Source organism: Cupriavidus respiraculi, assembly GCF_914271545.1.
GTDB lineage: Bacteria > Pseudomonadota > Gammaproteobacteria > Burkholderiales > Burkholderiaceae > Cupriavidus > Cupriavidus respiraculi.
Window position 1 is genome coordinate 1 of the sequence record NZ_CAJZAH010000018.1, and the last position, 603, is coordinate 603.

1 pseudogene is annotated in these 603 nt (G+C 68.8%); it reads right to left on the minus strand.

What is annotated here, in order from left to right:
• Window positions 1–603 (minus strand): annotated as a pseudogene (locus LDO27_RS25530) (bifunctional 2-methylcitrate dehydratase/aconitate hydratase); the annotation flags it as partial.

The window sequence follows — 603 nt, forward strand, 5'->3', positions numbered from 1 at the left end:
GAACGGCTGGCCCTTGAACAGCACGTCGTAGAAGCCCCAGGTCTTGGCCGAGAGCACCGACGGATAGCCCATCTCGCCGGTCTTGGCGATCAGCGCCAGGCGCACCGCGCGGCTGGTGGCGTCGCCCGCGGCCCAGCTCTTGCGGCTGCCGGTGTTGGGCGCGTGGCGGTACGTGCGCAGGCTCTGGCCATCGACCCAGGCCAGCGACACGGCGTTGATGATCTCCTCGCGCGTGAGCCCCAGCATCTGCGCGACCACGGCGGTGGAGGCGACCTTGACCAGCACCACGTGGTCCAGGCCCACCTTGTTGAACGAGTTCTCCAGCGCGATGCAGCCCTGGATCTCGTGCGCCTTGATCATCGCGGTGAGCACGTCCTTCATGGTCAGCGGCTGGCGCCCCGCGGCGACGTTGTTGCGCGAGAGCCAGTCGGCGGTGGCCAGGATGCCGCCCAGGTTGTCGGACGGGTGGCCCCATTCGGCGGCCAGCCAGGTGTCGTTGAAGTCCAGCCAGCGGATCATCGCGCCGATATTGAAGGCGGCCTGCACCGGGTCGAGCTGGAACTGGGTGCCGGGCACCTTGGCGCCGTTGGGCACGATCGTGCC